The organism is Pseudomonas sp. DWP3-1-2, assembly GCF_049896285.1.
Classification (GTDB): domain Bacteria; phylum Pseudomonadota; class Gammaproteobacteria; order Pseudomonadales; family Pseudomonadaceae; genus Aquipseudomonas.
In genome coordinates, this window is the sequence record NZ_JAFCTZ010000001.1 from 599066 (window position 1) to 617056 (window position 17991).

A 17991-nucleotide genomic window follows, 5' to 3' on the forward strand; every position below is an offset into this window, starting at 1 on the left:
GACGCCGAGGAGGGCGGTCGCCTGTTTCAATTGCGGAGCAGATTATTTTTTGCAGACCGGAAAACACAAAGGGCCTACCCGAAATCGTGTAGGCCCTTGCTGTATAAGATGGTGCCCCGAGCCGGGGTCGAACCGGCACGTCCTAGAACGAGGGATTTTAAGTCCCTTGCGTCTACCAATTTCGCCATCGGGGCGGTCAAGCGCGAGAGGAGGGAATATATACATCCCGCCCTCCCTAAGCAAGCTTGCCCGACCCTTAAATGAGACAGAATCCTACTTCCAGTCGAAATAAAAAAGCTTGGAAATCATGGTTCTACAGCGCTTTTTTATGGTAGGGGAACCCGCTCAGCAGGCGCCCATTGTTGCGCTCCATGGCCTATTGACATGCTGGGCTAACGTGAACTGCGTCTGATAAATGGAAGTCAGGCTTTGCGTCGGCATGGAGATTGCGCTGTTTTGTTTTGACGCTGAGTGATGTATAGCTTGATCTCCTACTTTGTGTAGCACGGAGGCAACAATGACAGAACAACGACCCACCCAGCAGTCGGACACGTCACCCAGCGGTGAAATTGAAGAGGCGCTTTCGCACCTGAGGTGGCAGGGCAAGCAAATCGACTGGTTGCTGCAATGGCTGGTCAAATTTGTTGCCAACACCAAAGTGGAAATGGGCATCACTCTGTCCGTGGGCGGCAACCTTGTTTCAGGCCAGCTGATTTCCCACGACGCCTATTTTGAACAATTGGCAACTGACATTTCTGCGCCTTTCGCCCAGTTCAACAACGGGACCGAGGCCTCCATGAAAGAGATGATCCTGTCGTTTCGCCCAGGTGAATCGTCAGATGACACCCCCGAGTTTCACTTTATTCACCTGAAGGACTGCAAGACTTATACAAGTGAGCAGAACCCCATCTGCGCCGAGGGCGTTCTCTGGCGCGGTAAGATTGCGTCCATAACGGGATTCACCATCGGGAGCATTGCTCGAAAATAATCCAGACGTTTCCTCGAAGGCCCCGACTGATATCGGGGCTTTTTACATTGCACGCTTCTGCAGCGCACAGCCTCATGCCTATCGCCTCGGGAAAGCGCCTTCAGCCGTTGTCATCCTCGCCATCCGTCAGCACAAACCAAGGCTTGAGTGCCTCCAGGCAAGAAGACTGGTCGTCCGTATGACGCTTGATGAGTTTAAGAAAGTCTGTGGACATTAATGAAACCTCTGCATCGTCCACGTCATTGAGCTCTTCGGTATCAGACATAATGTTCTCGGTCTCAGATGTACTCGCTAATAAAAGGCAACAGGATGTTCATTGCCCGGCCAGCAGAGTCAATACAGTGATATCTCGGCGGACAGCTTCAGCGGGGCGCGGGCGTGTGATCGAAATCATTTTTCCGAGAAAAGGATTGAATTCAACGCAGTCCCTCTCGATCGTTTCCGCGAGTTTCTTCGCCAGAATTGTTGCTCCGTATGCACCCCTGTAGTCCGAGGGGATTATTCCGGAAACACCAAAAACCGCACCGGTGTAAACATGGGTTAACACCAATGACACCGTTTTATTTTCTGCATGCCTGCAGGACACCTTGTAGTCCAGAAGCCTGGCTTCAAGGACAGTGGCAATTTGTTGGCTAGACAGCAACTTCATTGAACCTCCTTTTGCTAAAAGAAACAAAGGCTGCGCCTGTGCTTAATGATCTGTCTTCCCTTTGAAATCGAATTCCAACAGTGCACCCAATGATGACGCATCAGACACTCATGTAACTGTCTATCCGGAAAACAAGATGGCTCATCAATTGCCTGTCAAGGCCATCAATTTTACGATACGCAGCGATGAACAGGCGCTCATCACCCGCCAGTCTGGGTATTCCGGCCGAGCGCTGCCCCGTGAGGACAAACAGTAAGTCAATACCCGTGGCACCAATGGCTGCCAGGTAGTCGCCCCTGGGAAGTCGACTCCCATTCTCGTAGTTGACCTGAGCGTTAGGCTTTACACCGCCTGCCGACGCCAGCGTGTATTGCGGCAATCCTATTCTTATGCGTTCTTCGCGTAGCCTGATGTGCAGATCGCTCATGAGGCGTGCTCTGCGATGAACACCGCAGACGGTAATCCAACAACATGACCGGCAAGGATTGAACAACGCTTCTTCGGCCACGGAAACAGGTGACGACAATTAAAACTGTAATTGCCCACAAGGCTTACCGATGAAAACGGCGATCGCCGAGCGATAGCGAATGTGCTGAAACCATTAGCCTGGTTCATTGATGAAACTCCCTGTAGTGCGTCAGTGTTAATATTACTTAACACTTCATCCTGGTGTTAAGTTTCCAAGAATTTTGCAATGAGTTTTATCAGCGGTGCATTGATCGCCAGCCAACCACTGAGTGTTCATAAATGCTTATAACAAAAGGGTGCCCGCTGCTAAATTAACAAGGTGCGCTTCGCGAGTAAACAGCGCTTAAAGAATACTTCTCTATGAGGAGGGTAGCTGGGGATGAAGAGATATCCAGTGCAGCCATCGGAGAGACATTAGAAAGCGACCGATAATAGCCAAATCATCTATCTAATGAACTGAAAAGCGTGTGATTGAGGGGGAATTCAGGCTGGGCTATGCATTTGAATAAATGGAGGAGCGAATACATTGCTCTGTTTTCTGCGCAAGGGCCCAACCTGCGATTACAGGTCGAACCCAGCGTGACGCGAGGTCAGCACCGCCGATAAGTCGGTACTGAAAACGACTTACCGATTGTTACGATATTTGCGCTTGTGCTTGCGATTGTTATTGTTCTTTTTACCGCTGTCGCTGCTGCCTATGTTGTTACCGACTGCGCCACCTGCGGCACCGCCCAAGCCAGCGCCTATAGTGGAGCCAGTTTTGCCACCCAACTGATTGCCAATCAACGAACCGCCGGCAGAGCCAATGCCACCGCCAATGGCGGCCTCAGTCTTGCTGCCTTTGCGAGCGCCTACGGCACTGCCTGCAGCGCCGCCAACGCCTGCGCCTACCGCAGCGCCCGTGCTGCCGCCCATTTGTTGCCCGATAACGTTACCTAACGCGCCACCCAAGCCGCCCCCGATAGCAGCGGTGCCATCGCCGGCTGCCATGGCGCCTTGGGTAATCAGAAAACTCAATGCCAATGTTGGAAAGATATAACGCATGCCGTAAACCTCAGAAATACACTACTGCGTGTAGTGGCTTCCTGATGGCAACCACTGTGCAGGCCGCCACTCTACCACCATCTGATCGTCAGGCTTTAACGATCAGATGGAATACGCAGAATGCCGGATGATTTCTCGAGAGACATGCTGAGTGTTTCTGCGGGTCCCGTACAATCAACCGCTCACCGCGCCAACAACGGCTTCAGAAAGGGCGCGGTACGACTGCCCTTGACCTTGGCCACGGCCGCCGGAACACCGCTGGCTACGATGCGCCCACCTTCGTCACCCGCACCGGGTCCTATGTCGATGACCCAGTCGCTCTGTGCAACGACCCGCATTTCATGCTCGACCACAATGACTGTGTTGCCGGCATCCACCAGCGTGTTGAGTTGTTTAAGAAGTCGGTCCACGTCGGTGGGGTGCAGGCCCGTTGTGGGTTCGTCCAGAACATACAGCGTCGCGCCGCGCTGGGCTCGCTGCAGCTCCGTTGCCAGCTTGATGCGTTGCGCCTCGCCACCGGACAACTCTGTTGCCGGTTGACCCAATCGCAAGTACCCCAGGCCGATATCGCGCAGCACCTCAAGAGCGCGCAGCACAGTGGGCTCGTCTGCAAATCTCACCACGGCCTCGTCGACTGTAAGCTGCAGAACCTGGGCGATATTCAGCCCTTGCCAGGTCACGGTCAGGGTCTGGGGGTTATAGCGCGCGCCATGACAAGTCGGGCAGGGCGCGTAAACGCTGGGCATGAACAGCAATTCCACGCTGACGAAGCCTTCCCCCTCGCAGATGGGGCAACGGCCTTTGGCAACATTGAATGAAAACTGTCCCGCGTCGAAGCCCTGACTTCGCGCCTGGGGCGTTGCAGCAAAGATTTTCCGAACCTGGTCGAACAGTCCCGTGTAGGTCGCAAGGTTGGATCGCGGCGTGCGGCCGATGGGTTTCTGATCCACCTGCACCAGACGCCGAATACCTTCAAGTCCGCCCGTGACCCTCCCTGTACCGGTTTGAGGGGCGTCATCTTCAAGGCTGGGTGCTTCCTGGCCTTGATCAGGGTTTGCACGTCCCAAGTGGATGCCCACCAGTTCCAACAACGCGTGACTGACCAGGCTGGACTTTCCCGAACCCGAGATTCCCGTCACCGCCGTAAAGCAGCCCAAGGGAAATTCGGCACTGAGGTTATTCAAGTTATTGCGCGTAATGCCTTCCAGTCGCAGCCAACCGCAGGGTTCGCGCCGGGCGGGGTGCTGAGGTGCATGATTGCCGAACAAATGCAGTCGGGTCTGGGAAGCGGCGACCTGGGCCAGACCGGCGGGCGGGCCGCTGTAGAGAATGCGCCCACCCTGTTCGCCTGCAGCAGGGCCCACGTCGATCAGCCAGTCTGCCCGGCGCATGGTTTCCAGATCATGCTCGACGACAAACAACGAGTTGCCGGCAGCTTTCAGTCGTTGCAGCGCGCTGAACAACGATTCACCATCCGCCGGGTGCAGCCCGGCCGACGGCTCATCGAGCACATAAATGACGCCGAACAATTGTGACCCCAACTGTGTGGCCAAGCGTAGCCGCTGTAATTCTCCCGACGACAACGTCGGGGTGCTGCGCTCCAGCGAAAGATAGCCCAGTCCCAACTCCGTAAGGGTGGTGACCCTGCTCAGCAGATCCTGAGCGATCCGCTGCGCTGCCAAACGCTTTTCAATAGAAAGGGTGGGTGTAAGCCTGACGTCCGGCGCCGCCGAATGGTCGGACTTGCCTTGGGCGGAGCGCTGTTTGCGCGTGCGTGTCGACTCTTGCGGGGTAATGACTTCACCCTCGCTTGGGCCCTGAGTGAGAAATTGCTCGTCAGCTATGGGCATTAAAAGCTGTGCCAATTGCAGCAATGGCATTCGCGACAGCTCGCCGATATCCAGCCCCGCGAATGTCACCGACAGCGCCGCCCGCGTAAGGCGCTTGCCTTCGCAAAGCGGGCACGCGCTGCCCGTCATGAACTGCGCGACCCGTTTCTTCATCAGCGCACTTTGGGAATGGCTGAACGTATGCAGCACATAGCGTCGTGCGCCAGTAAACGTGCCCTGATAGCTCGGCTCAAGCTTGCGCTTGAGCGCGACACGCGTTTGTTCAGGCGTCAGGCCCGCGTAAACCGGGACAGTGGGTTGCTCATCAGTAAACAGAATCCAGTCGCGTTGTTTTTTCGGCAGGTCTCGCCATGGAACGTCGACGTCGTAACCCAGGGTGACAAGAATGTCGCGTAGATTCTGCCCTTGCCACGCGGTGGGCCATGATGCGATGGCGCGCTGGCGAATGGTCAGCGAATCATCAGGCACCATGGATTGCTCGGTCACCTCATAAACCCGACCCAGGCCGTGGCATTCGGGACACGCGCCTTGAGGCGTATTGGGGGAAAAGTCCTCGGCGTAGAGCATGGGCTGGCCAGACGGATAGCTACCAGCGCGGGAGTACAGCATGCGGATGAGGCTTGAAAGCGTCGTCACACTGCCCACCGATGAGCGTGCGCTGGGTGAGCCGCGCTGTTGTTGCAGGGCGACTGCGGGCGGCAACCCTTCGATGGAATCCACGTCCGGGACACCCACCTGATCGATCAGACGCCTGGCATAAGGCGCCACGGATTCGAAATATCGGCGCTGCGCCTCGGCATACAACGTCGAGAAAGCCAGTGAGGATTTGCCAGACCCCGACACACCGGTGAAGACCACCAGTGCATCTCGGGGGATGTCGACATCGACATTCTTCAAATTATGCTCGCGAGCACCCCGCACCCGGACGAAGCCGGTGTGATTCGTCATCGCCAGAGCTGACAGGTTCTCGCTGTCTGGCGTATTACGCTGAGAAGTCATCGTCCAGCCTTATGCACGTCAATAAACGCCTTGAACGCTGGAGTGTCAGCGTTTGGCAGCAGGTTTCATTCAAGGAGCGGGGGAATGAGGCACTTTGGCCGTGTGCCCCTGGTCATCGTGAACACCGCCGGTTTGATCAACCTCTTCACGGGTTTCCTCCGTGCGTTCAAGGTGATCTGCGATGTCGGAAGGGCTTGCCTCGGGGTCGTTGATGTTGTCACCGCGAACCTTGCGTTTGTCGTTTTGCATTCAGGGCATCTCCTTGGGTTGATATGACTACGATCCGGCAACCCGCCGGATCGTTCAGTTCATAAGGGCCGCCGGAGGCACGGCGAAGAAGCGGTGGATGTGTTGCACCGCCATTATGTCGAACGCTGGTTGGACCCGCCTGGATCCCGTTCGCGGTCGCCGGGCAGCGGTAGGATTTGGTTTACGAGAGCGTAGGAGCATTCCTACTCTGATGTTTGGTAGCGGCTAACCGCAAGACGTCGTTTTAATCGTCTGTCTTTTTTGAGAAACTTGCTCCATGCGAGGGCAGGAGTAGCCGGATCCATGAGTGAAATAGGCACAAGACTGAGACAGGAGCGCAAGCGCCTGGGTCTGTCACAACGAGAGATGGGCCAACTGGGCGGAGTGGCTGCAAACGCGCAAGGAAAGTACGAAAGCGGTGAGCGAGTGCCCAAGGCTGATTACCTGGCGGCGCTGGCAGCCGTAGGCGTTGACGTCCTGTTCGTGTTGACGAATCGCCGCGCCACGGGGCTCAGGGTCGATAACCTCTTCAGCAAGGTCGAAACCCCTTCAGGGGATTCCGAGGCGCTCCTGACCGAAGTGCAGCACGCTGTCAGGCATTTCCTGTCGACCATAGAAGAGCTGTCCAATACCTATGATGTAGACGGCAAGCAAAACAACAACGGTGTCTGACCAGGGAAGAACACTGACTACTTAACGAGCCCGCCACTTTCCAGGTATCGGCAAGCAACACGTCTTGCCAACCCTGACTATCAGGCCTGGTCTACGGCAAGGGCTTCGGCCTTCGCCATCAGATTTTGCAGAAAACTTGCCAGAGCGACCTCTTCAGCACGTAAACCCTTGCGCTGCCGGCTGCGCGGTAATCGGGCAAGTTCTCCCTGCAGAAAACCTTCCATGACCGCTGGATGGATGTAGCACTTTCGACAAATGGCTGGCGTGTTCCCCAGTTGTCGGGAAACGGCCTTCACCATATCGACGATGTGCTTCTTCGCATCAGCCTCCGGCTCCCACTGCAACTTGCGCAGCGTGGCCAATGCCAGGGCACTGCCGGCCCAGGTTCGATAATCCTTGGCCGTAAAGTCCGCGCCCGTCAGGTTTTGCAGATACGCATTGATATCCGATGAACTGACGGTATGGCGCTCGCCATTATCATCCAGATACTGAAACAGATTCTGACCCGGCAACTCCATGCAACGCTTGATGACTTTGGCAAGTCGGCGGTCTTTCACGCTGATGCTGTGCTCGACGCCACTTTTGCCGCGAAACTCAAAAAGGATGGAGTCCCCCCGAACCGCCACGTGTTTGTTACGCAACGTCGTCAGCCCATACGATCGGTTGTCCCGAGCGTACTGGCTATTGCCAACGCGAATCAGCGTTGCATCGAGCAATGAAATGACCGTCGCCATGACCTTGTCCCGACCCATACCGGGCTGCGCGAGTTGCGCCTCGATTTTCTTGCGCACCTTGGGCAGCGCCAGACCGAACTCAACCATTCTTGAATACTTGTTCTGGTCGCGAATTTCCCGCCAGCGTGGGTGATAACGATACTGTTTGCGCCCTCGTGCATCGCGCCCGGTTGCTTGCAGGTGACCTAGCGGGTCGGCGCATATCCAGACATCGGTGTAGGCCGGAGGTATCACCAGAGCATTGATGCGCTTGATCTCCGACTCATCGCGGATGCGGTTTCCCAGCGCATCGAAATAAACGAATTTGCCCCGCAGGATTTTCCGACTCAAACCGATCTGGGTGTCTTCGACGTAGTGCAGATCAGCAGGAAGTTGTGCAATGACAGTGGGGTCGGGCATGGCAATCGGTCCGTTAGGCAGTTAAGTGCATTGACCACCCACCTGCGCAGTGGTGCCAACAATTTGCCATGAGAGTGATTGCCCTGGATGCAATTAATCAGGCAAGCACCGCGACCGATTTGATTTGCGCCCACAACGGCTGACCCGCAAACAGCTGCAATTGATCGCGAGAGTAGCGAGTGATCCTTGCCAGCAGCGGGGTGCCCGCGGCATCCAGACGTACGAGCACATGGGCGACGTTGTCGGCGGCGACTTCGTCGACCACCGTGACGGGCAGTCGATTGAGAATGCTGCTTTGCTCATCGGGTCGCAGGCTAAGACTGACATCGCGTGCCTGCACCTTGAAACGCAGCGATGTGCCGATGGCCAGGGGTGTATGCGCAACACGCATTAAAAGATGGCTGGTGGGCAGGTGCACGCTGAGCAATTGGTAAACGGCGTCATAGCCACTGACCGTCCCTTGAATGACCACGCCAGCGTCGTCGCCCATGGCCAGCGGCAAGTCGAGTCTGGCCAGGGTTTCACCAATCGGTCCGCTGGCCAGCACCCGGCCTTCGCTCAACACGACCAGATGGTCGGCCAGACGCGCGACCTCGTCCTGAGAATGGCTGACATACACCATGGGTATGTCCAGCTCGTCATGCAGCCGCTCCAGATACGGTAAAATCTCGCTTTTACGTTTGGCATCCAGTGCTGCCAAAGGCTCATCCAGAAGCAGCAGGCGAGGGCTGGTCAACAGCGCCCGGGCGATGCCGACTCGCTGCCGTTCCCCTCCGGAAAGCTTGTCCGGGTGACGTTCAAGCAGCGGTTCGATGCCCAATAGCTGTGTCGCTTGAGTCAGATCGATACGCCGCTCGGTTTTAGGGACCCGGCGCATGCCGAACTCGAGATTGTCCCGCACAGACAGATGCGCAAACAGGCTCGACTCCTGAAACACGTAACCCAGTGCTCGCTTGTGGGGGGCAAGGAACAGGCCCTTTGCGCTGTCCTGCCAAACCTCGTCATTAATCTGAACATAGCCTTGATGGGCTTTTTCCAGACCCGCCATACAGCGCAGGCAGGTGGTCTTGCCGGAGCCTGAATGGCCATATAGCGCCGTGACACCTCGGCCGGGGAGAGCGAGATCCACGTCCACGGAAAACCCGGGGTAAGCCACCTGCAGGCGCACCTGTATCTGCGATGTCATCGGTCAACTCCAGCCGGGCTTGGTCTTGCCGCTGGAATAAAGCGCCAACAGCACCAGAAATGAAAACACCAGCATGGCACCTGCCAACCAGTGGGCTTGCAGATACTCCATGGACTCGACGTGATCAAAGATCTGCACGGACACCACGCGAGTTTTCTCGGGGATATTGCCGCCGATCATCAGCACCACGCCGAACTCACCCACTGTATGAGCAAACCCGAGAATAGCGCCGGTGATGAAACCCGGCTTGGCCAAGGGCAAAACCACACTGAAGAACGTATCCCAAGGGCCGGCGCGCAGGGTGGCGGCAACTTCCAGAGGCCGCGTGCCGATGGCGGCGAAAGCATTTTGCAGGGGTTGCACCACGAATGGCATGGAGTACAGCACAGAGCCGATCACCAGGCCGGGGAAGCTGAAGGTCAGCGTTCCAAGCCCCAAATACTGCGTGAGCTGACCGACAGCGCCGTTTGGCCCGAGCAACAGCAGCAGATAAAAACCAATCACGGTGGGCGGCAGCACCAAGGGCAGGGCGACAATTGCACCCACCGGGCCTTTGAGCCAGGAACGGGTGCGCACCAGCCAAAGCGCAATGGGGGTGCCGATTACCAGCAAAATCACTGTGGTCACTGACGCCAGCTTCAGCGTCAACCAGATGGCTGCAAGATCAGCGCTGTCCAGAGGCATTTACAGCTGATACCCGAAGGATTTTATGACCGCTGCAGCCTTGGGGCCCTTGAGGTAAGCAATCAGTGCCGTGGCAGCCACGCTGTCCTTGCCTTTATTCAGAATGACGGCGTCTTGCCTGATCGGTTCATGCAAGTTGTCGGGCACGATCCAGGCCGATCCGCCCGTGAGTTTGCCATCTTTGAAAACCTGCGACAGGGCAACGAAACCCAGCTCGGCATTGCCGGTGGACACGAACTGATACGCTTGCGTGATGCTTTGACCTTCAACGATCTTCGGCTTGATGACGTCCGTCAGGCCTAGTCTGGCGAGCACTTGAGTCGCCGCCAGACCATAAGGGGCGGCCTTGGGATTGGCGATGGACAGATGTTCGAACGTGTTGCTTTTGAGCACTTCGCCCTTGTCATCCACGTAGCCACTTTTGGCCGACCATAACGCCAGGGTGCCCACGGCGTAGGTGAAGCGCGAACCCTTGACGGTCTCGCCTTCCTGCTCAAGTTTCGCGGGCGTGGCGTCGTCGGCAGCGAGGAAGACTTCAAAGGGTGCGCCGTTTTTGATCTGGGTATAGAACTGCCCTGTTGAGCCGAATGACGCCACCAGCTTATGGCCCGTTTCTTTTTCAAAATCCTTCGCAATGGCCTGAACAGGGGCTGTGAAGTTCGCGGCGACAGCCACTTGCACTTCATCAGCCAAAGCCGTGCTCACTGTCAGGGCGAACGCCATACCAGTCAGTGATCTGAAGGCAAGGCTTTTGTAGGTAGTACGCATTGAGAACAGCTCCGAATGCAACGACACGAGGTTCAACTGGCAGCAAGCGGTCTGCCAGACGCTATATATAAGAATATATAGCGCTTGGTCGCGTCAGGGGAAGCTGAGTTTCAACGGCTTACCCGTTTTTCCAGTGCCTGTTCTGCCAGCATTCGGGTGAATTGGGCTGCGCCATGATGGTGTTTGATGCCCACCGCCTGACCGGCCCACAGGCTCATGAAGCCACTGCTGCCCTGGGGCTCGGTGACGGCCCGAAGCGGAATCAACGGGCCGCCGGCCAAGGGGAACGCTGGCGCAATGGGGCTGATGGGGCCCAACTCACGCATGACGCGGTTCATGATGCCCCGAGCCGGACGTCCCGTAAAAACGTTAGTGAACGCCGTCTGGCTCCCATTGGCTGTTTGCAATGCTTCACGGTGCAGCGCACTGATGGTGGATTCAGGGCAAAACAGATAGGCCGTACCGACCTGCACCGCCGATGCGCCCAACATAAAGGCCGCGGCCATTGTGCGACCGTCTGCAATCGCGCCTGCTGCAATGACCGGCACTCGCACGGCATCGACGATTTGAGGGACCAGAGCCATTGTCCCGACCTGACTATTCAAGTCATCGGTGAGGAATAGGCCCCGATGCCCGCCCGCTTCGTAACCCATGGCGATAATGGCGTCACAGCCGTGCTGTTCCAGCCAGGCCGCTTCCGCAACCGTTGTCGCCGATGAAATCACCTTCGCCCCGCTGGCTTTGACCCGCGCCAGCAAATCGGCATCCGGTAACCCGAAGTGGAAGCTGACAACCTCTGGCTTGAGTTCTTCAACCAGTTCGCAGCTGGCTTGATCAAACGGGGCGCGGCTGGACACCGGCGACGGTGCGGCAAAGTCGGCGCCGGACTGCTGATAGTACGGTTGCAGCGCCTCTTTCCAGCGAGCGATCCGGGCAGGGTCGTCCGCAGGTGGTCGGTGGCAGAAAAAATTCAGATTCAGTGGCCCGCGACTGTGCTGGCGAATAAGCGCGACCTCTTCGCGAATCTGCTGCGGGCTCAACATGGCGCAGGGCAATGAGGCCAGACCGCCAGCATTACCCACCGCAATCGCCAGGGCCGAACCGCTGGCTCCCGCCATCGGGGCCTGGAGGATGGGCAGCTCGATGTCGAACAGCGTCAGGATTCGGTTATCAGGCCAGGCGGTCATGTTTGCTCCGTTGCGCACGAAATGAAGACGCTATTGAGCGTCGATTATGGCGGCTTGGCAACCAAGGTATTGGCCGTATTGACATTAAAACCGATCGGTCTAATATTCAGTCCGATGACAACAGCACCTATCAAGACCCGACGCCCCGGGCGTCCACCCAAGGTGGATCGAGAGAACTTCGAAACCCGCGAAGCGCTTATCCGCTGCGGCACAGAGGTGCTTACGGAGCAGGGTTTCATGGCGACCGGCATTGACGGCATTCTCAAGCAGGTAGGGGTGCCCAAAGGTTCGTTCTACCACTACTTCGAGAGTAAGGAGGCGTTCGGGCGGGCGGTGCTGGATAACTACGCACGCTATTTCGCCCAACGGCTGGATCTCTGGCTGGGCAACGAAACTCTGAGTCCGCTGGAGCGCCTGGTTGGGTTCGTCCAGCATGCCAAGGCCGGAATGGCGCGGCACGGCTATCGCCGGGGTTGCATGGTGGGCAATCTGGGTCAGGAAGTCAGCGTGCTTCCGGAAGCGTTCCGGGAAACACTTGAAGCCATTTTCCTTGAATGGCAGGCCCGTTTGAGCCAGTGCCTTAAAGCCGCCCAGCAAGCCGGCGAGCTCGCCACGGACGCGGACTGCGATGAGTTGGCAGCGTTTTTCTGGATCGGCTGGGAAGGGGCGGTGATGCGCGCCCGGCTGGTCAAAAACGATGCCCCCCTCAATATATTTATCAGCGGATTTCTGCGCGGACTTCCCCAGTGACTGTTGCGGCGAATTTATAGACGATCGGTCTAATAAACAGGAGGCAAGTATGTTCAAAGGCATCTTGATCGAAAAGGACGACCCTGCGAGTCGTGACATGCACGGCTATCGTGCTTCGCTGACAGAGCTCAGCGAGGATTCGCTGCCACAGGGGGATGTCACCGTAAACGTTTCCTACAGCACGCTGAACTATAAAGACGGTTTGGCGATTACCGGCGCAGGCCCCATCGTCCGTAGCTTTCCGATGGTGCCAGGAGTGGATCTTGTCGGCACCGTGAGTGCCAGCAGCAATGACGACTTTGCCGTCGGCGACGCGGTGTTGCTCAATGGCTGGGGGGTGGGTGAAGGGCATTGGGGCGGTCTGGCCGAAAAGGCGCGCCTGCAAGGCAAGTGCCTTATTGCGCTGCCAAAAGCATTCACACCCGCCCAGGCCATGGCTATTGGCACGGCGGGGTACACCGCGATGCTCGCCGTCATGGCCCTGGAGAACAATGGCGTAACCCCGGACAAGGGCGACGTATTAGTGACTGGCGCCAATGGAGGGGTAGGCAGTTTCGCTGTGGCGATCCTCGCGAAGCTGGGCTATCGGGTCGTTGCCTCCACGGGGCGCCTCGGCGAAACCGACTACCTCAAGCAACTCGGGGCGGCGGAGGTCATCGACCGTGCAACCCTTTCTGAACCCGGCAAGCCGCTAACCAAGGAGCGCTGGGCCGGCGCCATTGATTCCATCGGCAGTCATACCTTGGCCAATATCTGTGCCGCCACCCGTTATCGCGGCACTGTTGCAGCCTGCGGGCTTGCCCAAGGGATGGATTTCCCCGGCTCAGTGGCGCCTTTCATCCTGCGCGGCATCACTCTGGCAGGCATCGACAGCGTGACGCGCCCTCGCGCCGACCGCATTGAGGCCTGGGAGCGGCTAGGCCGCGATCTGGACAAGTCGCTCCTGCCGCTGATCAGTCGTGAAATCGGGCTGAGCGAAGTGATCGACACCGCTGCGAAGCTGATGAATGGCACCGTGCGGGGCAGGGTAGTGGTCGATGTCCGGCGCTGATCCGCAGCTAATCTGACAGCTCGGCAGGCGCATCAGGCATCAGGCATCAGGCAAAAAAGCGCCTCGGCTTCCCGGTCCAGCAACTGCCGCTTGCGCTCGACGCCCCAGCGGTAGCCGGAAAGATTGCCATCGCTGCGCACCACTCGATGACAAGGAATGGCCACCGCCAGGCGGTTGGCCCCACACGCCTGAGCCACCGCGCGAAACGACTTGGGCGCACCCAGACGCCGGGCAATCTCGGCGTAACTGGCGGTGGTGCCGGGCGGGATATTCTTCAATGCCGTCCAGACCCGCTGTTGAAAGGCCGTGCCGCGCAGGTCCAACGGCAGATCAAGGCCCATGGACGGCGCCTCGACGAAGCCCACGACTCTGGCCACCAATTGTTCGAAATCGGGATCCGCACCAATCAGGGTGGCATTGCGAAACTGGTCCTGAAAGTCCCGGATCAGGGCGTGAGGATCATCGCCCAACAGGATCGCGCAGACCCCCAGCCCGCTTTGCGCGACCAGAATCGCACCGAGGGAGCACTCACCCACGGCAAACCGTATTTCAGTATTGGCACCGGCATCGCGGTACTGACTGGGTTTCATGCCGAGCAATGTGTCGGATGCCTCGTAGAAACGGCTGTTGGAGTTGAAGCCAGCCTGATAAAGAGCATCTGTGATGGAGCGGCTGCGGGAAAGGTGCTCGCGTACTTTTTGACCTCGGTGCGCATTGGCGTAACCCTTGGGCGTCAGGCCGGTGACAGCCTTGAATACGCGGTGAAAGTGATAAGGGCTCAGCCCGCTGGCCTCGGCCAAGTGCTTGAGGCCCGGCATGACCTCAGCCTGTTCTATGGCACGGCATGCGTTCGCAACCAGCACTGCATGCTGCGCGGCGACCCGCGTTTGATCCGCTGCCGCACGCTTGCTCTGGCGATAACCGGCGGCTTCAGCGTCGGCCGCACAGTCGAAAAACACCACGTTTTCCCGACGTGGCAGGCGGGAAAGACTACTGGGGCGGCAATAAACACCCGTGGTGCGCACCGCATAGACAAACTGCTCATCGGCAGAAACATCACGAGCCAGTACGGCCGCCCAGCGAGGATCATCTTCCCCAGGGAGATGGGTAGTCAAAGAAGCGGTTGCAAGAGGACTGCTCATGGCCTGGTTACCTGTGACTGAACGCGATTGACCTTAGCTTAGGCTTCTGCGAGTGCTGCGGAACTCCGAGTCTTGCGCTCAAATTCGAGAACACCGGCCCACGCCTGTCACGTTGCCAATATCGGCGGTAACGTTCCCAGCAACGAGACGGCAGCAACGGCCGCAAAGCCGAACAGACATTCCAGCGCAATGCTGATCCGCAACCGCCCAAGAGGGACTTCGCGGTGACGCAGCATCATCCGGTTGAACACTGCCAACAACACCATGCACAGCACCAGGACGACTTTGATGGCGAGGATCAAACCGAAACCGGAAAAGGCAGGAACTGGCCAGGGCGAGCCACTCAAGACGCGAACATTGATCAACCCGGTGACAATAATCAGGGTCACCAACCCATAGCCCATGCCGCTGAACCGAAGCAATGTCGCCCGCACATCCACTTTTCCGGGCCGCAGGACCAACGCCAGCAACACGCACAGAGCACCCAGCCACACTGAAACGGCCCCCAGATGAATCGCCTGATTGAGGATCAGCAATTGCCCGCTTATGCCGCTGAACATGGCGCCGTGGCCAACCGGGGCCAGTGTAGCCAGAAACAGCCCGCTGACGATCAACCTCAACGCAGGCGCCGCCGTGGCCGAGCGCAGCAGCAAAACCATCAGTACGGCAAGGCCCAAATGCCAGGCCCAAACCTTACCGAAGAAGGTATTGCCGAGAACCAGGAGCACCGTCTGTGGATCTACAGCATTAGCCCAACTACCGGCCATGCTGGCAGCCGTGAGTGATAACCAGACGACAGCACTTGCCAGGGCCAGCACCGCAAGCCACTGCATCGTTCGGTCAAGCTGCCGGTCCAGCAAGGGGAGGCAGGCGGGAATCAGGCTTGGACGGAAAATCATCGCTCGCGACAGGCAGACACCGAACAGCACCAACACCACCGAAAAATGCACGAATCGGCACAGGATCAGTGCAGTCCACATGACGTTAGGGGGTAACCGTAAAGCTGTAACTGCCTTCGCTCTTGTGGGTGTCGACGGACACCGCGTGCCACTCGACCTTGTATCGGCCAGCCGCAAGAGGCGCAACCGGTGTGACAATCAGCGTTTTGTTGTCCGCCGGATCGGTTGCGATGTCAGGCGCGGCCTCAACCATGGTTTTACCCGACGGGGCGGTTGAGGTAATGCTGACTTTGGTGAACTTCTCTTCAACACCTTCGGTGAAGCGTAACCGCAGCTCTTTAGGGGGGGTGACGGTACTGTCTGCAGCGGGAAGCTGGCTTTCCAGGTGAGCGTGGGCAAAGGCCAGGCTGGACAGGGACGCCGAAGCGAGCAGGGTCAAGCAGGCAAGGGAGTGTTTAAAACGAAGGGCAGACATAAAGTACCTGTTTTTTTGAACTGAATTGAAGCGCGAACGGCAGTTAATCGGGCTACTAGACCAGAAACTGCCGATCGACTCCAGTATTCAGGTCAGGATCGGGTAACAAAATCGCGCCCGAAGGCTTGCCCCGCGATGGCACCCAGCCTGACTAGACCTTGAAGAAGCTGACTCGCTCGGTCAGGACATCAGCCAGCGTCGACAACTCCTTGCTGGCACGGGCGACCTGATTGGAGCCTTCGGCGGTTTCGACGGCGGCATCGTGAATTCTGTTGATATTCAGACTGACGTCCTGGGCCGCAATGCCCTGTTGCGCAGCCGCCGTGGCAATCTGTGCGTTCATGTCGTTGATGGCTGCCACCTCATGGCGAATCTGGATCAGTGCCGCTTCCGCCAGGTGGGTCTGTTCGACGGTGTGCTGGGCCATTTCACGGCTGTCGCGCATCAGCGTCGCCGTTTTGCCTGCGCCAGCCTGCAGTTGGCCCACCATGTCGCGTATTTCGCGGGTGGAGTCCTGAGTCCTTGTCGCCAGCGAACGAACCTCATCGGCCACCACCGCAAACCCACGACCGGCTTCCCCTGCACGAGCGGCCTCGATGGCGGCATTGAGCGCCAGCAGGTTGGTGCGCTCCGCGATGGAGTTGATCACCGCCACAATGGTTTCGATCTGCTTGCTGTCCTGAGCCACTTGCCCGACCGATTGTGTGGCGCTTTCCAGCACCTTCGCCAGTTCGTCCATGGCCGCCGCCGTGCCTTCAACCACACGTTTGCCTTTTTCCACTTCCTGATCCGCTGCCTGGGACGCGGTCGCGGCTCGGCTGGCATAACCCGCCACCTCGTTAACCGTGACCGTCATCTGTGCAATAGCCGAGGCCATGCGCTCTGTTTCACCGCTCTGAAAACGCATTTGTTCACTGTTGCTGTCAGAGCTGGCTCGCATTCGGGATGAGGAACCCATTAACTCCATCGCGGCGGATCGGACCTGAGTGATAGTGACCGACAAATGAGAGGCGGTAGTCTTGAGGGCCCCCATCACGCTGTCAGGGTAGCGTGTGTCAATTGTGTCGTTGAGCTCGCCGCTGGCCAAACGCCGTATCAGACGCGCAACTTCATTGGGTTCGGCGCCCAGGGTCGACTTGATGCTGCGGATGATCAGCAAGGACGCGATCACGCCGATGATCACCGCGACCGCCGTTGCGACGGACATCAGCCAGGCGAAATCAGCAGCAGTCACCCGCACAAACCCCACATCACTGCCGATGGCTGCTTCCTCGTTGTCAATGAGTCCATTGATCCGCTTCAGCCATTCCTTGTAGGCACCGGAAACGTCCGTTATCAGCAGTGTCTGCGCGCCGTCGATATCGCCCTGCTGCCGCATTTTCAACAATTTATCGGTAAGGGCAAGGGTAGAGCGCTCGCTGCTTTTGATGTCATCCAGCAGCCGTTTTTCGTCAGGACTGCTGCCCTTGGCCCGATAGATTTCGTCCAGACCCGATGCCGCGGTCTGGTAAAGACCGTTCAGACGTTCGATATCGCGAAGGTGGATCTCCAGGCTTGTGTCGTCATGCACCAACACCGCATCGCGAATGGCGATGGCGCGGTCGTGGACACTGCCACGAAAGTTGATGGCGTAGCGTTGCTTGACGCTTGCATCTTCACTGACGCGCGTCAGCCGGTTCTCGATGAGCCCGACACGTTGTACGCCAATGGCCGCCACAGCGATCATCAGAGCCAGCACCAGGCCGAATCCCAAACCGAGGCGTTTGGCTATTGTTAGTTGTCCGAGCATGACGAAAT

The 17991-nt window shown here is 57.9% G+C and carries 19 protein-coding genes, 1 tRNA gene and 1 pseudogene; 4 read left to right on the forward strand and 17 right to left on the reverse strand.

Annotated elements, in window-relative coordinates; translation table 11 throughout:
* Nucleotides 1–109 precede the first annotated feature (109 nt).
* A tRNA-Leu gene (locus ACP7B0_RS02835) sits at nucleotides 110–194 on the reverse strand.
* Between the two features lie 323 nt (nucleotides 195–517).
* Here ACP7B0_RS02835 and gvpU point away from each other — a divergent pair.
* A complete protein-coding gene (gene gvpU / locus ACP7B0_RS02840; RefSeq protein WP_426139407.1) occupies nucleotides 518–988 on the forward strand; it encodes a gas vesicle accessory protein GvpU in 471 nt (156 codons plus the stop codon).
* Nucleotides 989–1088: 100 nt separating this feature from the next.
* Here gvpU and ACP7B0_RS02845 read toward each other — a convergent pair whose 3' ends face one another.
* From ACP7B0_RS02845 to ACP7B0_RS02870, 6 genes are all read right to left on the reverse strand, one after another.
* Nucleotides 1089–1253, reverse strand: coding sequence for a hypothetical protein (locus tag ACP7B0_RS02845; RefSeq protein ID WP_426139408.1), 165 nt, complete (start codon nucleotides 1251–1253; stop codon nucleotides 1089–1091).
* A 48-nt stretch (nucleotides 1254–1301) separates the two neighbouring features.
* On the reverse strand, nucleotides 1302–1637 hold the full coding sequence (locus tag ACP7B0_RS02850; protein WP_426139409.1) for a hypothetical protein: 336 nt from the start codon (nucleotides 1635–1637) through the stop codon (nucleotides 1302–1304).
* A gap of 100 nt (nucleotides 1638–1737) precedes the next feature.
* Nucleotides 1738–2064, reverse strand: coding sequence for a helix-turn-helix domain-containing protein (locus tag ACP7B0_RS02855; protein ID WP_426139410.1), 327 nt, complete (start codon nucleotides 2062–2064; stop codon nucleotides 1738–1740).
* 665 nt (nucleotides 2065–2729) lie between these two features.
* The gene (locus tag ACP7B0_RS02860) at nucleotides 2730–3149 is read right to left on the reverse strand and encodes a glycine zipper domain-containing protein (protein WP_426139411.1); all 420 of its coding nucleotides are present in this window, start codon (nucleotides 3147–3149) and stop codon (nucleotides 2730–2732) included.
* A 182-nt stretch (nucleotides 3150–3331) separates the two neighbouring features.
* The gene (locus tag ACP7B0_RS02865) at nucleotides 3332–5998 is read right to left on the reverse strand and encodes an excinuclease ABC subunit A (RefSeq protein WP_426139412.1); all 2667 of its coding nucleotides are present in this window, start codon (nucleotides 5996–5998) and stop codon (nucleotides 3332–3334) included.
* A 69-nt stretch (nucleotides 5999–6067) separates the two neighbouring features.
* Nucleotides 6068–6247, reverse strand: coding sequence for a hypothetical protein (locus tag ACP7B0_RS02870; protein WP_426139413.1), 180 nt, complete (start codon nucleotides 6245–6247; stop codon nucleotides 6068–6070).
* Nucleotides 6248–6550: 303 nt separating this feature from the next.
* Here ACP7B0_RS02870 and ACP7B0_RS02875 point away from each other — a divergent pair, with 303 nt between their 5' ends.
* On the forward strand, nucleotides 6551–6919 hold the full coding sequence (locus ACP7B0_RS02875; protein WP_426139414.1) for a helix-turn-helix domain-containing protein: 369 nt from the start codon (nucleotides 6551–6553) through the stop codon (nucleotides 6917–6919).
* An 80-nt stretch (nucleotides 6920–6999) separates the two neighbouring features.
* On the opposite strand, the gene ACP7B0_RS02880 is transcribed toward ACP7B0_RS02875, so the two are convergent.
* The 5 genes from ACP7B0_RS02880 to ACP7B0_RS02900 form a co-directional block, all read right to left on the reverse strand.
* On the reverse strand, nucleotides 7000–8052 hold the full coding sequence (locus ACP7B0_RS02880; protein ID WP_426139415.1) for a DNA topoisomerase IB: 1053 nt from the start codon (nucleotides 8050–8052) through the stop codon (nucleotides 7000–7002).
* Nucleotides 8053–8149: 97 nt separating this feature from the next.
* The gene (gene modC, locus ACP7B0_RS02885; RefSeq protein ID WP_426139416.1) at nucleotides 8150–9238 is read right to left on the reverse strand and encodes a molybdenum ABC transporter ATP-binding protein; all 1089 of its coding nucleotides are present in this window, start codon (nucleotides 9236–9238) and stop codon (nucleotides 8150–8152) included.
* Nucleotides 9239–9241: 3 nt separating this feature from the next.
* Nucleotides 9242–9922, reverse strand: a complete 681-nt coding sequence (modB, locus tag ACP7B0_RS02890) for a molybdate ABC transporter permease subunit (protein ID WP_426139417.1) — start codon at nucleotides 9920–9922, stop codon at nucleotides 9242–9244.
* Nucleotides 9923–10645: a molybdate ABC transporter substrate-binding protein gene (modA, locus tag ACP7B0_RS02895; RefSeq protein ID WP_426140047.1), complete on the reverse strand. Its 723-nt coding sequence runs from the start codon at nucleotides 10643–10645 to the stop codon at nucleotides 9923–9925.
* Nucleotides 10646–10800: 155 nt separating this feature from the next.
* A complete protein-coding gene (locus tag ACP7B0_RS02900) occupies nucleotides 10801–11877 on the reverse strand; it encodes an NAD(P)H-dependent flavin oxidoreductase (protein ID WP_426139418.1) in 1077 nt (358 codons plus the stop codon).
* Nucleotides 11878–11991: 114 nt separating this feature from the next.
* Here ACP7B0_RS02900 and ACP7B0_RS02905 point away from each other — a divergent pair, with 114 nt between their 5' ends.
* Together ACP7B0_RS02905 and ACP7B0_RS02910 are read left to right on the forward strand one after the other, a co-directional pair.
* Complete coding sequence (locus tag ACP7B0_RS02905) at nucleotides 11992–12627, forward strand: TetR/AcrR family transcriptional regulator (protein WP_426139419.1); 636 nt, start codon at nucleotides 11992–11994, stop codon at nucleotides 12625–12627.
* A gap of 49 nt (nucleotides 12628–12676) precedes the next feature.
* Nucleotides 12677–13678: an MDR family oxidoreductase gene (locus ACP7B0_RS02910; RefSeq protein ID WP_426139420.1), complete on the forward strand. Its 1002-nt coding sequence runs from the start codon at nucleotides 12677–12679 to the stop codon at nucleotides 13676–13678.
* A gap of 32 nt (nucleotides 13679–13710) precedes the next feature.
* Here ACP7B0_RS02910 and ada read toward each other — a convergent pair whose 3' ends face one another.
* The 5 genes and pseudogenes from ada to ACP7B0_RS02935 all read right to left on the reverse strand — a co-directional run.
* Nucleotides 13711–14820, reverse strand: a complete 1110-nt coding sequence (gene ada / locus ACP7B0_RS02915; protein WP_426139421.1) for a bifunctional DNA-binding transcriptional regulator/O6-methylguanine-DNA methyltransferase Ada — start codon at nucleotides 14818–14820, stop codon at nucleotides 13711–13713.
* A gap of 107 nt (nucleotides 14821–14927) precedes the next feature.
* Nucleotides 14928–15800, reverse strand: coding sequence for a copper homeostasis membrane protein CopD (gene copD, locus ACP7B0_RS02920; protein WP_426139422.1), 873 nt, complete (start codon nucleotides 15798–15800; stop codon nucleotides 14928–14930).
* A gap of 4 nt (nucleotides 15801–15804) precedes the next feature.
* Nucleotides 15805–16194 (reverse strand): copper homeostasis periplasmic binding protein CopC, encoded by a 390-nt coding sequence (gene copC, locus ACP7B0_RS02925; protein WP_426139423.1) that lies wholly within the window; start codon nucleotides 16192–16194, stop codon nucleotides 15805–15807.
* 151 nt (nucleotides 16195–16345) lie between these two features.
* A complete protein-coding gene (locus tag ACP7B0_RS02930) occupies nucleotides 16346–17401 on the reverse strand; it encodes a methyl-accepting chemotaxis protein (protein WP_426140048.1) in 1056 nt (351 codons plus the stop codon).
* A gap of 81 nt (nucleotides 17402–17482) precedes the next feature.
* A pseudogene (locus ACP7B0_RS02935) lies at nucleotides 17483–17983 on the reverse strand (MCP four helix bundle domain-containing protein); the annotation flags it as partial.
* Nucleotides 17984–17991: the final 8 nt, after the last annotated feature.